At 65.1% G+C, this 15,281-nt stretch carries 12 protein-coding genes; 8 read left to right on the top strand and 4 right to left on the bottom strand.

Annotation, left to right across the window (positions count from 1 at the left end):
• The first annotated feature begins 22 nt into the window (after positions 1–22).
• Together AC1DY9_RS19760 and AC1DY9_RS19755 are read left to right on the top strand one after the other, a co-directional pair.
• Positions 23–1,474 carry an NAD-dependent succinate-semialdehyde dehydrogenase gene (locus AC1DY9_RS19760; RefSeq protein ID WP_457282511.1) on the top strand — a complete coding sequence of 484 codons (1,452 nt, stop codon included), beginning with the start codon at positions 23–25 and terminating at the stop codon, positions 1,472–1,474.
• A 205-nt stretch (positions 1,475–1,679) separates the two neighbouring features.
• Entirely contained in the window at positions 1,680–2,390 is a 711-nt protein-coding gene (locus AC1DY9_RS19755) for an enoyl-CoA hydratase/isomerase family protein (RefSeq protein ID WP_477667413.1), read from the top strand.
• A gap of 67 nt (positions 2,391–2,457) precedes the next feature.
• Here the strand turns inward: AC1DY9_RS19755 and AC1DY9_RS19750 are convergent, their stop codons facing one another.
• Together AC1DY9_RS19750 and AC1DY9_RS19745 are read right to left on the bottom strand one after the other, a co-directional pair.
• Positions 2,458–4,164 carry an acyl-CoA dehydrogenase family protein gene (locus tag AC1DY9_RS19750; RefSeq protein ID WP_477667412.1) on the bottom strand — a complete coding sequence of 569 codons (1,707 nt, stop codon included), beginning with the start codon at positions 4,162–4,164 and terminating at the stop codon, positions 2,458–2,460.
• A 271-nt stretch (positions 4,165–4,435) separates the two neighbouring features.
• Positions 4,436–5,338 carry a LysR family transcriptional regulator gene (locus tag AC1DY9_RS19745; protein ID WP_457282514.1) on the bottom strand — a complete coding sequence of 301 codons (903 nt, stop codon included), beginning with the start codon at positions 5,336–5,338 and terminating at the stop codon, positions 4,436–4,438.
• Between the two features lie 86 nt (positions 5,339–5,424).
• Between AC1DY9_RS19745 and AC1DY9_RS19740 the strand changes: the two genes are divergently transcribed.
• The 5 genes from AC1DY9_RS19740 to AC1DY9_RS19720 are packed head-to-tail and all read left to right on the top strand — an operon-like array spanning position 5,425 to position 10,735.
• Positions 5,425–6,420, top strand: coding sequence for a Bug family tripartite tricarboxylate transporter substrate binding protein (locus tag AC1DY9_RS19740; RefSeq protein WP_457282515.1), 996 nt, complete (start codon positions 5,425–5,427; stop codon positions 6,418–6,420).
• A 34-nt stretch (positions 6,421–6,454) separates the two neighbouring features.
• A complete protein-coding gene (locus tag AC1DY9_RS19735) occupies positions 6,455–7,303 on the top strand; it encodes an HTD2 family dehydratase (protein ID WP_457282516.1) in 849 nt (282 codons plus the stop codon).
• A gap of 9 nt (positions 7,304–7,312) precedes the next feature.
• On the top strand, positions 7,313–8,494 hold the full coding sequence (locus tag AC1DY9_RS19730; RefSeq protein WP_457282517.1) for a CaiB/BaiF CoA transferase family protein: 1,182 nt from the start codon (positions 7,313–7,315) through the stop codon (positions 8,492–8,494).
• Entirely contained in the window at positions 8,491–9,324 is an 834-nt protein-coding gene (locus tag AC1DY9_RS19725) for an HpcH/HpaI aldolase/citrate lyase family protein (RefSeq protein ID WP_457282518.1), read from the top strand. Before AC1DY9_RS19730 ends, AC1DY9_RS19725 begins: the two co-directional genes overlap by 4 nt.
• 34 nt (positions 9,325–9,358) lie before the next feature.
• Complete coding sequence (locus AC1DY9_RS19720) at positions 9,359–10,735, top strand: class-II fumarase/aspartase family protein (protein WP_477667411.1); 1,377 nt, start codon at positions 9,359–9,361, stop codon at positions 10,733–10,735.
• A gap of 59 nt (positions 10,736–10,794) precedes the next feature.
• Here the strand turns inward: AC1DY9_RS19720 and AC1DY9_RS19715 are convergent, their stop codons facing one another.
• Both AC1DY9_RS19715 and AC1DY9_RS19710 read right to left on the bottom strand, forming a co-directional pair.
• Positions 10,795–12,660: a sensor histidine kinase gene (locus AC1DY9_RS19715; RefSeq protein WP_477667410.1), complete on the bottom strand. Its 1,866-nt coding sequence runs from the start codon at positions 12,658–12,660 to the stop codon at positions 10,795–10,797.
• Positions 12,661–13,305 (bottom strand): response regulator, encoded by a 645-nt coding sequence (locus AC1DY9_RS19710; RefSeq protein ID WP_477667409.1) that lies wholly within the window; start codon positions 13,303–13,305, stop codon positions 12,661–12,663. It abuts the gene before it with no gap.
• Between the two features lie 145 nt (positions 13,306–13,450).
• Between AC1DY9_RS19710 and AC1DY9_RS19705 the strand changes: the two genes are divergently transcribed.
• The gene (locus AC1DY9_RS19705) at positions 13,451–15,196 is read left to right on the top strand and encodes a ShlB/FhaC/HecB family hemolysin secretion/activation protein (protein WP_477667408.1); all 1,746 of its coding nucleotides are present in this window, start codon (positions 13,451–13,453) and stop codon (positions 15,194–15,196) included.
• Positions 15,197–15,281 lie beyond the last annotated feature (85 nt).

Raw genomic sequence — 15,281 nt, 5'->3', positions numbered from 1 at the left:
GAACTGAACAGATTGAACTGACATGCAAACACTGAACTACATCGCAGGCCGCTGGCAGGCAGCCCAGGACGGCCGCCAATTCGAGGTGCGCAATCCCGCCGACGACAGCCTGATCACCCTGGCGGCCGACGGCGGTGCGGCGGACGCGCGGCTGGCCGCCGACGCGGCGGCAGAAGCGCTGCCCGCCTGGAAAGCACGCTCGCCGCGTGATCGCTGCTTGATCCTCAAGAAATGGCAGGCGCTGATCGAGCGCGACGTGGAGCCGCTGGCTGAACTGATTTCGCGCGAGCAGGGCAAGCCGCTCGCGGAGTCACGCGGCGAAATCGCCTACAGCGCCGGCTATGTGGAGTGGTTCGCCGAAGAGGGCGTGCGCGCCCACGGCGAGATCATCGCCGCGCCGGTGTCGAGCAAGCGCTACCTGGTGCTGAGGGAAGCCGTTGGCGTCGTCGCCGTGGTCACGCCCTGGAATTTTCCCGCGGCGATGATCGCACGCAAGATCGCCCCCGCGCTGGCGGCAGGTTGCACGGTGGTGGCCAAGCCCGCAGAAGACACGCCCCTCACGTCCCTGGCCCTCGTGAAGCTGGCCGAGGAAGCGGGCGTTCCCCCTGGCGTGCTGAACATCGTGCCCGCCTCGCGCGAACGCACGCCGGAGGTGGTGGGCGAGTGGCTGCGTGACGGCCGTGTGCGCAAGGTCAGCTTTACCGGCAGCACGGCTGTGGGCAAGATACTGGCGCGCGAGTCGGCCGGCACGGTCAAGAAGCTTTCGCTCGAACTCGGCGGCAACGCACCCTTTATCGTGTTTGAGGATGCCGACCTGGACGCCGCTGTCGAAGGCCTGATGGCCGCCAAGTTTCGCAACGGCGGCCAGACCTGCGTGAGCCCCAACCGCGTGTTCGCGCACGAGGCCGTGCATGACCGCTTCGTCGACAAGCTGGCGGCCCGCGTGGGCGCCTTGCGGGTCGGCCCGGCTAGCTGGGCGGAGGCCGAGATCGGCCCAATGATCAACGGGCGGGCGGTCGACAAGATCGAGCGCCACGTGAACGACGCCGTGGCCAAAGGCGCGAAGGCGGTCGTGGGCGGAAGCCGCGTGCGCACGGAAGTCGCCAATGGCCCGAACTACTACGCGCCCACGGTGCTGACCGGCGCGACGCCCGACATGGAGCTGTCCTGCGAGGAAACTTTCGGCCCAGTGGTGCCCATATTCCGCTTCAGCACTGAAGACGAGGTGATCGCGCAGGCGAACGACACGCCCTTCGGCCTGGCCGGCTACTTCTTCTCCAACAACATCAAGCGCGTGTGGCGCGTGGCCTCCGCACTCGAGACCGGCCTGGTCGGCATCAACGAGGGCGCCATTGCGGCGCAGGCCGCGCCCTTCGGCGGCGTCAAGGAATCGGGCTACGGCCGCGAAGGCTCGCACTGGGGCTTGGACGAATACCTGCACACCAAGTACCTCTGCCAGGGAAATCTTGCATGAAGGTGCTGGTCCTCGGTGCCGGCGTCATCGGCACCACGACGGCCTACTCCTAGTTGTCCTTTGGTGTTGGCGTCGAGATACAAGTGCAAGCCAGGCAGCGAAGCCGCCGCTCCCTCGGGTCGATACGCATACAGTCTGATCAAAAAAAACATTGGACCGGAAATTTATACGTTCGCTGATGGCTTCCCGGTTCAGAATCACACCCATGACAACTCCCAAGCTGCTGATCGAGTCCGTGGACGGCATCATGACCGTGTCCCTGAACCGGCCCGACAAACTCAACGCCATTGACAACGAGCTTGCGCGTGCACTTCTTGCTGCTATAGAGCTGGCTTCGCGCGACGATGCCGTCCGGGTGCTCCTTTTGTGCGGTAACGGCCGGGCATTCTGTGCGGGGAGGGACGTCAGCAGCCCACCCACGGAAGACGATCTGGTATTGGTGCAGGCTGTGGCCAAGGCGCTCCTGTCTCTGTCCAAGCCGGTGGTTGCTTCGGTCCATGGCTGGACTGTCGGCGCCGGCTTCGAGTGGATGCTGAATGCGGACATTGTGGTCGCGGGGGAAAGCACCCGCTTCAAGTTGCCGGAGGCCTCCCTCGGGGTTTTTGTGACGGGTGGATTGACCGCCACCTTATCTGCCTATGCAGGCGTGGCGCGCGCCAAGGCGCTGATGCTACTGGGCGAGGAGTTCTCACCCGCGCAGGCGATGGCCTGGGGTTTTGTCTGGAAAGTGGTCCCCGACCAGGAACTCGAATCGGCTTCCCGGCAAATCGGCGCCAGGCTGGCGTCGCTTCAGCCGGTGGTGGCAGCCAGCTTCAAACGGGTCCTCAACGACATCGGTCTTCGCCATTTCGACGAGGCCATCGCGCTTGAAAACGACGCGCAGCGAGCCTTGGGCAGTCGCGGAGTTCAAAGCTAGAAGGCATGCCACGGCTTGCTGGGGTTGACTGTCGATTCAGTGCCGTCCCGTTCACATGAAAAGCGGGTCAGTCCTGCCGTCCGATTTCATCTTCGATGATGCCCAGCAGCATATCGAACTCTGGCATCACCCAGCGCCGTAACGCTTCACCTGGGCCTTGCCAGCGCTCATGGCCCTGCGCGTCAGGCGTGTTGCAGATTCGCACCCAAGCCCAACCGAGCAGCGCCAGCGCCACCGCGCGCAGGTAGTCGCCAGCGACCCAATAGGGCAACTGGGGCGCCGCACCCGCGGCCTTGATCAATGCTGCGGTCGTCATCTCCAGGCGGGCGAAACAGCTCAATACAGCCTTCTCGTTCGCGCGCCCGTCGTCCAGGCCCTCCTGCAGGACCTGGAACATCTGCCGCAACGTCTTGCCGCCGTCCGGTATCACCTTGCGGACCAGCAAGTCGATGGCCTGGATCTCGTTGGTGCCCTCATAGATCATGGTCACGCGTGAATCGCGCACAGTCTGCTCGATTCCCCATTCGCGGATGTAGCCATGGCCACCGAAAACCTGCAGGCATTCGCTGGCGCCGTGGAAAGCCTGATCGGTGAAGGCAGCTTTCAACACGGGTGTGAGCAGGCTGCACCACTGCTGTGCCCTTTCACGACGGGCGGGGTCGGGGTGGTGCCTGGCGATGTCGAGCTCGAGTCCTGTCTGGTAAGCCAGCACGCGCCCTCCGTCGATCCAGGCCCGCTGCGTGTCCAGCAGGCGGCGCATCGCCGGGTGGCCGATGATGAAGTCGGCGGGCTCGGTGCTGGTGCGTGGTCCGGGCACGCGCATCTGCCTGCGCTCGCGCGCATAGGCATCGGCCTTTTGCCATGCGGCGTCGAGCAGGCCGATGCCCTGCAGCGCCACGTGCAAACGCGCCGCATTCATCATCACGAACATTGCGTTCAGGCCCTCGCCCGGCTGGCCGATCAGCCAGGCTGTCGCATCATCGAAGCGCATGGCGCAGGTGGGGCTGCCGTGCAGGCCCATCTTTTCTTCGATGCGGTCGCAGTAGACATGGTTGCGGCTGCCGTCCGCCAGCAGCTTGGGGGCGAGCAACAGCGACAGGCCTTTGGGGCCGGCAGGTGCATCCGGCAGGCGCGCGAGGACGAGATGCAGGATGTTGCTGGTGAGATCGTGATCACCACCGGAAATGAAGATCTTGCTGCCGTTAACACGGTAGCTGCCGTCCGGCTTCGGCGTTGCGCGGGTGCGCACCAGTCCGAGATCGCTGCCGGCGTGCGCTTCGGTAAGGCACATCGTGGCCAGCCATTCGCCGGAGACAAGCTTCTCCAGGTAAGTCGCCTTCAATTCATCGCTGCCATGATGGGCCAGGCACTCACAGGCTCCGTGCAGTAGGCCGGGGGCCATGGTCCAGCCATGGTTGGCGGCGCTGAGCCATTCGTATAGCGCACCTTCCAGCACCCAGGGCAGGCCTTGCCCGCCGTGTTCAGGCGCGCAGGAAAGCGCGGGCCAACCGGCCTGCCAGAAGGCCTTGTAGGTCGATGCGAATCCCGGAGGCGTTATGACCACGCCCGCATCGAAGCGGCAGCCGGGGTTGTCACCCGCCGCATTCAGCGGCGCCACAACCTCGGCGACGAACTTTGCCGCTTCCTCCAGAACCTGCCGCTGCAGGTCGTTGTCGGCATCGGCGAAGCGCTCGATCGGCCGCAACTGGCCGCCCGCGTCCAGCACGTCGAAAAGAATGAATTGCGAATCTTGCACAGCGGGTTGATAGGTCATACGCCCTTTCTACTGGTTGTCACGGAGCCACAAGAATAGTTATCAATAATAATCAAATCGGCGCGCGAATGGCAACAGGCGCAGCCGATCCTTTCGGCGCGCGTCCGTCAGGGCTGGGCTGCCTCTGGTCCGGGTGGAAGGCAGAGGTGGTCGCGGTGGTTGCTCCACTACCCATCGTTCGGGCGCTCGAAGTTTCATCACGACCGAACAGGGAAAACACCGCCACGCATTGGTGCCTGGCTTGCACCGGTGCCGACCTTTGGCATTTCCCTTAGCGACGTTCTTTCAGCGCCGTGTGCAGGTAGTCGTAGAACATCTTTGCCGGTGCGCGCAGCGTCGTGCCACGCAAGGTGGTGAGGCCCAGTACACGCGACACCGCCGGCGCCACGAGCGCAACGCCAATGATCGACGGATGCTGTTTCGGCAAGGCCAGGCGCGGTACGGCCCCAAGCCCGAGCCCCGCTTCGACCATGCCGAGCAGCGTCGCGATGTGGCTCACCTCGAGGCGGTATGAGGGGTTGATGCCAGCCTTGGCCAGCGCGTCGTCCAGTAATTGCCGGTTTCCGCTGGTACGCGATACCGCGATCAGGCGCTCGGTTTCCAGGTTCTTCCAGGACAGCGTCTTGCGCCCGGCGAGTGCATGGCGGCGCGGCATGGCCACCACAAAGGGATCGGTATGGATCGGCTCGAAGTCCACGCCGGGTACCTGGTTGCCCATGAAGCTGATGCCGAAGTCCGACTCGCCCGACACCACGCTGGCCATCACCGCGCCGGCGGCTTCGTCAATCACACGGACGCGGATCAGTGGGTAGCGTTCCGAGAACGAGCTCACGACCGTAGGCAGGAAATGGATGGCCGCGGAAGGCACGCAGGCCACCGTGACCCGGCCGGTCCGGCTGCCGGCGATGTCGGTGATGCCGAGCATGGCGGACTCAAGGTCGTCCAGCGCGGCGCGTGCGCGATCAAGAAAAACGTGCCCGAGGGCCGTCAGTTCGACCTCTCGTGTGGTGCGGTTGAAAAGCCGCGCACCCAGGATGGTCTCGAGCTTGTCGATGCGCCGGCTTAAAGCGGGTGGCGAAAGATGGATGTGGTCGGCTGCTGCGCGAAAGCTCCCGCGCTCGGCCACCGCCACGAAGGCTTCGAGTTGCTGCAAATCGAAATTGATGCGCGCCATGCACCAATACTAACAAAAGTTGCACTTCACGGATTCCCTGCATTCGCCGAAGATCCGGCAACCAGAACATCCACAGGAGACAAACCATGCTGCCGAAACACCACGTCCGGACTTTGCTGATGCTGAGCTTGCTGCCACTGGCGGCTGGTTTCTCCATGGCGGCGACCAGTCCGGCGACGCCCAAGAACTGGCCCGAAAAAGCGATCACCATCGTGGTGCCGACCTCCGCCGGCGGCGCCAATGACGCGATGGCGCGCGTCCTGGCGCAGGGACTCAGCGCACGGCTTGGCAAACCGGTCATCGTGGACAACCGGGCCGGGGCGAACGGCGCGATTGCCAGTGAGTTCGTGGCCCGCGCCGCGCCGGACGGCTACACCTTGATGTTCGGCTACATCGCTACCCACGGCATCAACCCGGCCTTGCAAAAGCTGCGCTACGACCCGGTCGCCGATTTTGAACCCATCGGCATGGTGGCGGCATCTCCGACGGTGCTGGTCGTCAGCCCGGAAGTGCCGGCCAAGACCGCCAAAGAACTGGTGCAGCTCATCAAGGCCAAACCCGACAGCTTCAGCTTCGCGACGGCGGGGAACGGCACCGCACCGCATATCGCAGGCGAGCTGTTCAAGCTGTCCGCGGGGGTGGACGTGATTGGAATTCCCCACAAAGGCTCAGCGCCCGCCGTGATGAGCACCATCTCCGGCATTACGCAATACATGTTTCCCAGCTTGTTTACCGCGTACCCGCAAATCAAGGGCGGCAAGCTCAAGGCGCTCGGCATCGCCGGTGACAAGCGATCTCCCGTCTTGCCGGACGTTCCGACGCTGGCCGAGCAGGGAATTCCCAACGTCAGCATGTCGCAGTGGTACGCCATGTTCGCCCCCGCTAAAACCCCCAAGGTGGTGGTTGACCGGTTGAACCAGGAGATCAACCGCGTATTGGCCGAAAAAACCGTACAGAAATTCATTGAAGACCAGGGGGCCGAGGTTGAAACCAGCACGCCTGCGCAACTCAAAACCCTGGTGCAAAAGGAAGTCACGCGCTGGAAGGGCGTTGTGGCGACCGCAAAAATCAAGCTCGACTGAGTCGCGCAAGTTTCACTGAAAGGAGGGTACGCGCATGAACTTGCAAGACTGGACAGGCCGCAGCGAAACAGTGGAGGACACCGCCACTGCCACGCCGTACGCAGCGTTGTCGGCCACGCTCGACCGCGCCGACACCTCGCGTCCCGCGCCCGGCACGCCGTTGCCCTGCCTCTGGCACTGGCTGTATTTCCTGCCGATCCACGCGCAATCGGAGATCGGCCCGGACGGCCATGCGCGGCGAGGCGGCTTCCTGCCGCCCGTTCCCCTGCCGCGCCGCATGTGGGCCGGCAGCGATTTCGAGTTCCACGAGCCGCTGTGTGTCGGCGACGCGCTCTCGCGCACCTCAACCATCGTCGATGTGACGGAAAAGAGCGGCCGCACCGGCAGCCTGGTTTTCGTGAAGGTGCGCCATGAACTGCGCCGCAACGGTTCTGCAGGCGTGGCGTTGACCGAGCACCACAACATCGTCTACCGTGCGGCGCCGACGCCCGGCGACGTGACCCCTCCGCCGCTGGCAGCGCCCGCCGAATTCGCGTGGGTGCGCCGCATCGTCGCCGACGACGTGCTGCTGTTCCGCTACTCGGCCCTCACGTTCAACGGGCACCGCATTCACTACGACCGCAAGTACGTCACGGAGGTCGAGGGTTACCCCGGCCTCATCGTGCACGGCCCCTTGATCGCCACGCTGCTCATGGACCTGTTGCGTCGGCATATGCCTGAGGCCATGGTGCGCAAATTTGAGTTCAAGGCGGTCCGGCCCACGTTCGACGTCAACCCGTTCTCGATCCACGGGCAGCCTTCGGCCGACGGCAAGAGCGTGCGGCTGTGGGGGCGTGACCATGAAGGCTGGCTCACGATGGACGCCATCGCCACGCTGGGCTGAGGAGACGCCATGCAGCCACTCAAGGGAATCACCGTCGTCACGCTCGAACACGCCATCGCGGCGCCTTTCGCCACACGGCAGCTGGCCGACATGGGTGCGCGGGTCATCAAGGTTGAACGCCCCGGTGTGGGCGATTTCGCACGGGCCTACGACAGTCGCGTGCGGGGCCTTGCATCGCATTTCGTCTGGACCAACCGCTCCAAGGAAAGCCTGACGCTGGACGTCAAGCACGAGGAGGCGCAGAAAATCCTCATGCGCCTGATCATTGAAGAGGCCGACGTCGTGGTGCAAAACCTCGCGCCGGGCGCTGCAGCACGGCTCGGCCTGTCGTACGAAGCGTTGGCCAAGCGCAAGCCCGGCATCATCGTGTGCGACATCTCGGGGTACGGCGGTGACGGTCCTTACCGCGACAAAAAAGCCTATGACCTGCTGATCCAGAGCGAGGCTGGCTTCGTCTCGGTAACCGGTACGCCCGACACACCGTCCAAGGCCGGTCCATCCATCGCCGACATCGCTGCCGGCATGTATGCGTACACCAACATCCTGGGCGCGCTCATGCACCGTCGGCAGACCGGTGAGGGTCAGCGCATCGACATCTCGATGCTCGAATCGCTGTCGGAGTGGATGAGCTACCCGCTCTACTACGCCTTCGAAGGCGCGGCGCCGCCCCAGCGCACGGGTGCCAGCCACGCGACCATCTATCCATACGGCCCGTTTCTGGCCGGTGACGGCAAGACCGTGATGATGGGCCTGCAGAACGAACGCGAGTGGAAGGTGTTTTGCGAAAAAGTGCTGCTGCAGCCCGCGCTTGCCAGCGACCCGCGTTTCGCCGGCAACGCACAGCGCAGCGCCGCCCGGGGCGAACTCTCGTCAATCATCGTTGAAGCCTTCAGCACCTTGACCGCCGCCCAAGTCGTCGAGCGGCTGGAAACCGCTGGTGTGGCTAACGCGCAAGTCAACACCATGAGTGAGCTGTGGAAACATCCGCAACTCGAAGCGCGCGCGCGCTGGCGTGAAATCGATACCCCGGCCGGCGCCGTGCCCGCCATGCTGCCGCCCGGTTCCTGGCAACATGGCGCCCCGCGCATGGGCGCCGTGCCCGCGCTGGGCCAACACACCGACGCGATCCTGAGCCACTTTGGCTATGGCGTCGAACAGATTGCCCAGTTGCGCGCGGAAGGTGCGGTATGAGTAGGCCGCCCGCCGTGCCGCTGAGCTACCTGTTCGTGCCGGGCCACCGGCCCGAGCGATTCGCGAAGGCGCTGGCCTCGGGCGCGGACCGCGTCATCATCGACCTGGAAGACGCGGTCTCGCCCTCTGACAAGGCTGCCGCGCGCGAAGCCATCGCGGCGTGGATGCCCTCCGCCAACGAGGAGATTCGCGGCAAGCTGTTGATCCGTATCAACGACGCGAGCACGGACTGGTACGCAGACGATCTGCAGCTCCTGCGGCGGGTTCGGGCAGCCTGCGTCATGCTTCCGAAATGCGAAAGCAGACGGCAGGTGGCTGACGTTCTTGGTTCGCTCGATGCGGGTACCACCGTGTTGCCGCTGGTCGAAACAGCGCGTGGCCTGCTGGCCGCCTTCGACCTTGCCACTGCACCCGGCATCGCACGCCTGGCCTTCGGTTCGCTCGACTACATGGCCGACCTTGACATTCCCGCCGACAGCCCGTCGTTGCAGCACGCCGCGATCCAGCTTGCCATTGCCTCACGCGCCGCGGGTTTGCCCTCGCCCGTGGCTGGCGTCACGCCCGACGTCGATGCGGACCGGGTTGCCGCCGACATGGCGCAGGCACGCTGCCTTGGCTTTGGCGCCAAGATGTGCATTCATCCCGTGCAGGTCGCCGCGGTGCATCGTGCGCTGCGGCCTGACGCCGAAGAGCTGGCTTGGGCGCAACGCATCCTGAGCGCCTCGCGCGCAGCCGGCGGCGGCGCCATCCAGCTCGACGGGAAGATGGTCGATCGCCCGGTTGTCCTCAAAGCCGAGCGCATCGTGGCCCTGGCTGCACGCACTCCCTGATTTTTCACAAGATACATAACCCAACGGAGAACCTATGTCCGCAACCATCATCGACTCAAAAATTTTCGGCGACATGTTCAGCGATGCCGCCATGCGGCATGTCTGGTCGGACGAGAATCGCACCGCCAAATACCTGGACATCGAGCGTGCGCTCGCCAAGGTTCAGGGCGCCCTCGGCATCATTCCCAAAGAGGCGGCTAAAGAGATCGTGAAGAACTGCGAGCCCAGCCAGATCGACTGGGTCAAGCTCAAGGCCAAGACCGAGCAGATCGGCTACCCGATCATCGCCGTGGTCAACCAGATCAACGCGCATTGCAAGGATGGCCTGGGCGAATACTGCCACTGGGGCGCCACCACGCAGGACATCACCGACACGGCCGCCGTGCTGCAGATACGCGAGGGCCTCGCACTGGTCGAGGCCGACCTCGCGGACATCTCGGCCTCGCTCGCCAAACTGGCGCGCGACCACCGCGACACGCCGATCATCGGCCGCAGCAATCTGCAGCAGGCGACGCCCATCACCTTCGGCTACAAGATGGCCAGCATCCTTGCGGGCATCGAGCGCCACCGCGAGCGCCTCACGCAGCTCAAGCCGCGGGTGCTGGTCGGCGAGTTCGGCGGCGCGTCGGGCACGCTGTCCTCGCTTGAAAAAGGCGCAATGGAAACCCAGGCCGACCTCATGAAGGAACTCGGCCTCGGGCAGCCACTGATTTCGTGGCACACCGTGCGCGACAACTTCGCTGAAGTTGGTGCCTTCCTCGGCATCGTCGGTGGATCGCTCGGAAAGATCGCGATGGATGTGAAGCTGTTGATGCAGACCGAGGTCGCCGAAGTGTTTGAGCCTTTCGCGCCAGGGCGCGGCTCCTCGTCAACCATGCCGCAAAAGCGCAACCCGATCTCCTGCCTCTACATCCATGCCAACATCTCCGTGGTACGCCAGCTGGCCGCGTCGCTGATGGACGCGATGGTCGCCGACCATGAACGCTCCACCGGCCCGTGGGAAATCGAATGGGTGGCGATGCCCGAGATTTTCTGCCTGATCTCGGGCGCGCTCAAGCAGACGAAGTTCATCCTCGCGGGTCTGGAAGTCGATGCCGCGCAGATGCGCCGCAACATCGACATGACCCACGGCCTCGTGATGTCGGAGGCCGTGATGATGGGCCTGGGCCCCTACATCGGGCGTGAATACGCTCATGACCTTGTCTACGACATCTGCCGCGACGCGCTCCAGCAAAAGCGGCCGCTGATCGATCTGCTGGCGGAGCATCCCGAAATCAAGAAGCACGTGACACGGGAGCAGCTGGCCTCGTTCTGCGATCCGATGAATAACCTGGGCCAGGCAGGCGTGATGGTCGACCGCGTGCTCGCGTCGGTCAAGGTGCCGGACTCGCAGCCCACAAGAGTGTCGTAAAAAGAGGGCGGCTCAAGCTTCGGACCAAAGTTTTGTGTATGCGGTTGAAGGGTACCGTCTCAACGTCTTAACGGAAGCTCCAGCGTCACGCAGGTTCCATGTGTGCCACTGGAAATGCGGACCTGGCCCCCCAATTTTTGTGCGCGCATTCGCATCGCGGCCAGGCCGCGTTGGGTCTTGCCGGGGGCGGGAACGGCGTGCGTGTCGAAGCCGCAGCCGTCATCTGTGACGGACAGTTCCAGTGTGCTGGCGGTATCACGCGCGCGAACTGTGATGGTCCTGGCCGCGCCATGGCGCACTGCATTGTTGATGGCCTCCTGGAGCGTGCGCAGGATGGAAAGACCTGTCTCGGGTGTCAGGTAGTCCATCTCCGGCAACGGCCCCACTTGCCACTGCAAACCAACCCCGATGGCGTTGAGCCGCGGCTCCAGCCGATAACGCAAGTTGGCCAGCAGGGGCAGCAGGTCGCTTTCCTCAAGGTCCAGCGAATCGATGATGAGCCGCATGTCTTCCAGGGAGTCTTCGATCACGCGCGCGACCTCCTCTCGCGGCACTTCGTCGCGGCGGGTCATCCGCAGCGCGGTGATCAGCTGGCTGCCCATGCCGTCGTGCAGGTCGTGCAGCAGCCGGGTACGCTCGGCGGCGATCACGGCCTGGCGCTCCTCGGCCTTGCGGCGGTCGAATTCCGCGCGCATTTCTTCCAGGGCCTGCCCGTGCGCTGTGCTGACGCCGGCGACCGCAAGGTTGATCTCTTCTTCGGCGCTGGCCCTGTGCAGCGCCAGGCCCTCGAGCGTGCGCGCGACCAGGGTGGCCAGCACCAGTAGTGCGGCCACTGGGGCCATGAAGAAGCTGTCGAAGGCGTTCAGGTCGGCGGGAATGGCCAGGTCCTGCAGCACCGCGGCCCACCAGAGGACCAGCGTCACTGCCAGGAACACCTCGTTGCGCCGGCGTGTGCGCCAGGCCCTGTGAACCTGGGCCAGCACCACGGCGATGGTCAGGGCGAAATAAGGCCAGTGCAGCACGGCCGCGACGTTGGGCCGCATGTCGCCCTTCAGGTAGGCGGCGACGCCCGCTGCGAAAGACAGCGCGATGACCCCGTAGAGCACTTTGAGGTAGCGCTTCCAGGGCGGGCTGGTCCAGTGGCTGTACTCCAGCAGCAGCATGATCATGAGCGTGTTGGACACCAGGGTGCTGGCCAGCGCGAACAGCAGGGATTCGGGGCCGGGCGGCCCGGCTTCAGGCGCGAGCATCACCAGTGCCCGCGGCATCCAGCTCACGCACAGCAGCACGAACAGCAGGTGGATGTAGCGGCGCGTCTTGAACCACAGCGGGATGGCGCCGAACAGGCAGATCGGCACCGCGAACATCAGCATTGTGGGGGCAATGCTTTGCAGGAAACGGCGCACCTGGAAGGCCGGCCCCACGGCCGCAGTGGTTCCCAGGCTCATGCGCGAAAGTCCGCCGCGGGTGTCGGCGCTGCCGCTGACGCGCACCTGCAGCAGGTTGCCCGAGGGCTTGAGTACGTGGCCTCCCAGGGGCACCCACAGCGCGCGGTTGCGGGTAAATCCGTTGCCCGTGCCAAGGTCCAGCCGTTCGCCGTTGAGCCAGAACTCGCCCAGGTCAGCCACACGCGGCACGACGAGCACAAGTTCATGCTCCGGGCCGGTAGCGCCGGCGGCCTTCAGGGGAGCGTCGAGCGCGATCGAATACCAGGCGACGCCGTCAAAACCAGGGCGGCTGCGGCGCCAGTTGTCGGGCAGCGTGACGGGCGAAGCCTTGCTGAAATCGACTTCGGCGGGGCGCCCTGCGTCTTCAGTGACGACCACCGCCCGTTCCAGGGTGGCCGCCGTGGCGCTCCAGGACGGCGCCGCCAGCATCAGCGTGGCGCAGGCGCATAGCGCGGCCCATATGCCCTGCAATCGCATTCAGATCAGTCCCCGGGCACGCGCCTGGTTCACGGCTTCGACGCGCGAGTGCACGGCCAGCTTGCCGTAAATGCTCTTGATATGGGCGGCTACGGTAGACGGCGCGACGTCGAGGTGCCGCGCTGTTTCGGGCACCGAAAGGCCTTGCGAGATGGCCGTCAGCACGTCTTTTTCGCGAGGCGTCAGCGGCTCCATCAGCCAGCGCAGTGCCTCTGCCCGTGGTGCGGCGAAGCTGCGCAGGAGATAGCGCGCCACCTGCGGCGAAAGCGGGGCTGCGCCCTCGCTCACGGCGCGGATCGCACGGCCGAATTCCGCGGTCGGTGTGTCTTTGAGCAGGTAGCCGTGGGCACCCGCCTGCAGGGCGCGCACCACGTGGGCCTCGTCACCGAAGATGGTCACCACCAGGATGCTGGTGTGGCGCGAGCGGCGGGCCAGGTCCGCGATCAGTTCGGTGCCGTCGCCGTCGGGCAGGCCCAAATCAATCAGTGCAACGTCCGGCTGGGCAAATGAAAAGCTGCGCCGTGCCTCAGCGCAGGAACCCACCGCCTCCAGCAGCCTGAGGCCAACATCTTCACGCACCATGCGCGCGAATTCCTCGCGGATTGGTGTGTCGTCTTCCACCAGGGTCACGGTCAGGATGGACATGGATGCGCTTGATTCCTTCAGTTGTTGTTGGGGCTGACGCCGCCGTGAATCTTAGCGGGTGCGCCTATTTGACCGCAAAAAAATTCGGACCGTCTCCCCGAATCAGGGGAGGCGATTGCCTTCCCGGCCCGACACCATACGCGGCATGCAAACCACTACCCGATCCACGACAGGCGCTTCGCTGCCGCTGCGTCAGGGCGTCTACGCCTCTTCCTGGCCCGTGCGCCGCGCCGCGGTGCTGTTGTGCGGAGCCGCGTGCCTGGCCGGACTGGAGCCTGCAGCGGCGGTCAGCCCTCCCGATGCCGGCAATGTGTTGCAGCAACTCAGGCCTGCGGCTCCCGTGCCCCGCGATGACGCACCGGCTGTGCTGCCTGCAGCACCGGCCGCGGCATCCCCGATGCCACAGGCATCACCGGGGGATGCTGCAATCCAGGTGCGGGTGGCGCAGATAAAAATTTCGGGTGCCACCGCTTTTTCCGAAGCAGAGCTGTTCACGGTGGTGCAGGACGCCATCGGCCGTGAGCTTGACTTCGCCGGGCTCGAGGAACTGGCGGTGCGCCTGAGCCGCTTCTATCGCCAGCACGGCTATACGGTGGCGCGCGCCTACCTGCCCCAGCAGGACATCCGGGATGGTGTTGTGAAAATCGCCATTGTGGAGGGCCGTTACAGCGCCATCACCGTGAAGCCGCAGGGCGAATTGCCCGCGCCGCTGCCACTGGCCGCGCTGGTGCCGGGTGAGCTGGTAAACGACGCAGCGCTGGAGCGTTCGCTGCTGCTGGCAGCCGACGTGCCCGGCATCGCGGTGCGCTCGACCCTGCAGCCCGGCGCGTCGGTGGGCACCAGCGAACTGGTGGTGGACGTTGAGCGGGGGCCGGCTGTCACTGGCTTGCTGGAGGCCGACAATTTCGGCAGCCGCGCCACCGGCCGCGAACGGGCAGGCGCCAGCCTGTACTTCAACAACCCGGCCGGCCTGGGCGACCTGGTGTCCCTGCGCGCATTGACCGCCGGGAGCGATATGAACTACGCGCGCCTGGGGTGGCAGTTACCGGTGGGCGGCAACGGCACGCGCGCGGGCGCTGCCGTCTCGGTGATGAGGTACCGCCTAGGCGGGGAGTTTGCAAACCTGGACGCACACGGCGACGCTTCCATAGTCACCCTGTTCGCCGCGCACCCGGTGCTGCGCTCACGCCTGCACAACCTGAACGCGCAAGTCAGTGCCGAGCACAAGCGCCTGCGTGACCGCATCGACCTCGTCGGCTCGGCCGATGACAAGCATCTGAACCTGCTCAATCTTGGCCTTTCCGGTGACGCACGCGACGGCTGGGGTGGCGGTGGCGTCTGGGGGTTTTCGGCCGCTTATACGCGCGGCCAGCTGGCCATTAACAGTGCCGACGCATTGGCCATCGACGAGGCTACCGTGCGCAGCGCCGGCAGCTTCGGCAAGCTGGGCCTGCTGGCCATGCGCCAGCAAAGCGTCGGCAAGGCCAACTTGCTGGTCTCCTATACCGGCCAGTGGCCCAGCAAGAACCTGGACTCGTCCGAAAAGCTGCCGCTTGGCGGCGCTGGCGCCGTGCGCGCCTACCCGCAGGGCGAAGCGCCGTCAGACCGCGCCAGCCTGCTGACGCTGGAACTGCAATACCCGCTGGGCGCCGGCTGGCAGCTGGTCGGCTTTTACGACGCGGCCGTTGGCTACGGCAATGAGCAGCCGTTGTCCGGCGTTGGCGCGTCAAACCGGCGAAGCCTGTCGGGTGCCGGTCTGGGCCTGAACTGGGCGCATGCCGACGGCTGGAGCGCACGCTTCTTTTACGCACGCAAGCTGCACGGCGGCCCGGCCACCGCCGAGCCGGATCGCAGCAGCCGGCTGTGGCTGCAGGTGTCCAGGAGTTTTTGAGTGGCCAACGTACCGCCTATTTCGCGCTACATATTTGATAGCTGCTTGCGCACGTCCTGAAAGGGCTGAAGCCCGATTTGATTCA

Source organism: Polaromonas sp. P1_F6 (genome assembly GCF_056405695.1).
This window is presented reverse-complemented; position numbering and strand designations above follow the sequence as displayed.

Excerpts from the sequence above, each read along its gene's own strand:
- AC1DY9_RS19750 (WP_477667412.1), bottom strand. The coding sequence starts at position 4,164 with ATGACCTATCAACCCGCTGTGCAAGATTCGCAATTCATTCTTTTCGAC.
- AC1DY9_RS19745 (WP_457282514.1), bottom strand. The coding sequence starts at position 5,338 with ATGGCGCGCATCAATTTCGATTTGCAGCAACTCGAAGCCTTCGTGGCG.
- AC1DY9_RS19755 (WP_477667413.1), top strand. The coding sequence starts at position 1,680 with ATGACAACTCCCAAGCTGCTGATCGAGTCCGTGGACGGCATCATGACC.
- AC1DY9_RS19725 (WP_457282518.1), top strand. The coding sequence starts at position 8,491 with ATGAGTAGGCCGCCCGCCGTGCCGCTGAGCTACCTGTTCGTGCCGGGC.
- AC1DY9_RS19705 (WP_477667408.1), top strand. The coding sequence starts at position 13,451 with ATGCAAACCACTACCCGATCCACGACAGGCGCTTCGCTGCCGCTGCGT.
- AC1DY9_RS19760 (WP_457282511.1), top strand. The coding sequence starts at position 23 with ATGCAAACACTGAACTACATCGCAGGCCGCTGGCAGGCAGCCCAGGAC.
- AC1DY9_RS19720 (WP_477667411.1), top strand. The coding sequence starts at position 9,359 with ATGTCCGCAACCATCATCGACTCAAAAATTTTCGGCGACATGTTCAGC.
- AC1DY9_RS19730 (WP_457282517.1), top strand. The coding sequence starts at position 7,313 with ATGCAGCCACTCAAGGGAATCACCGTCGTCACGCTCGAACACGCCATC.
- AC1DY9_RS19735 (WP_457282516.1), top strand. The coding sequence starts at position 6,455 with ATGAACTTGCAAGACTGGACAGGCCGCAGCGAAACAGTGGAGGACACC.
- AC1DY9_RS19740 (WP_457282515.1), top strand. The coding sequence starts at position 5,425 with ATGCTGCCGAAACACCACGTCCGGACTTTGCTGATGCTGAGCTTGCTG.
- AC1DY9_RS19715 (WP_477667410.1), bottom strand. The coding sequence starts at position 12,660 with ATGCGATTGCAGGGCATATGGGCCGCGCTATGCGCCTGCGCCACGCTG.
- AC1DY9_RS19710 (WP_477667409.1), bottom strand. The coding sequence starts at position 13,305 with ATGTCCATCCTGACCGTGACCCTGGTGGAAGACGACACACCAATCCGC.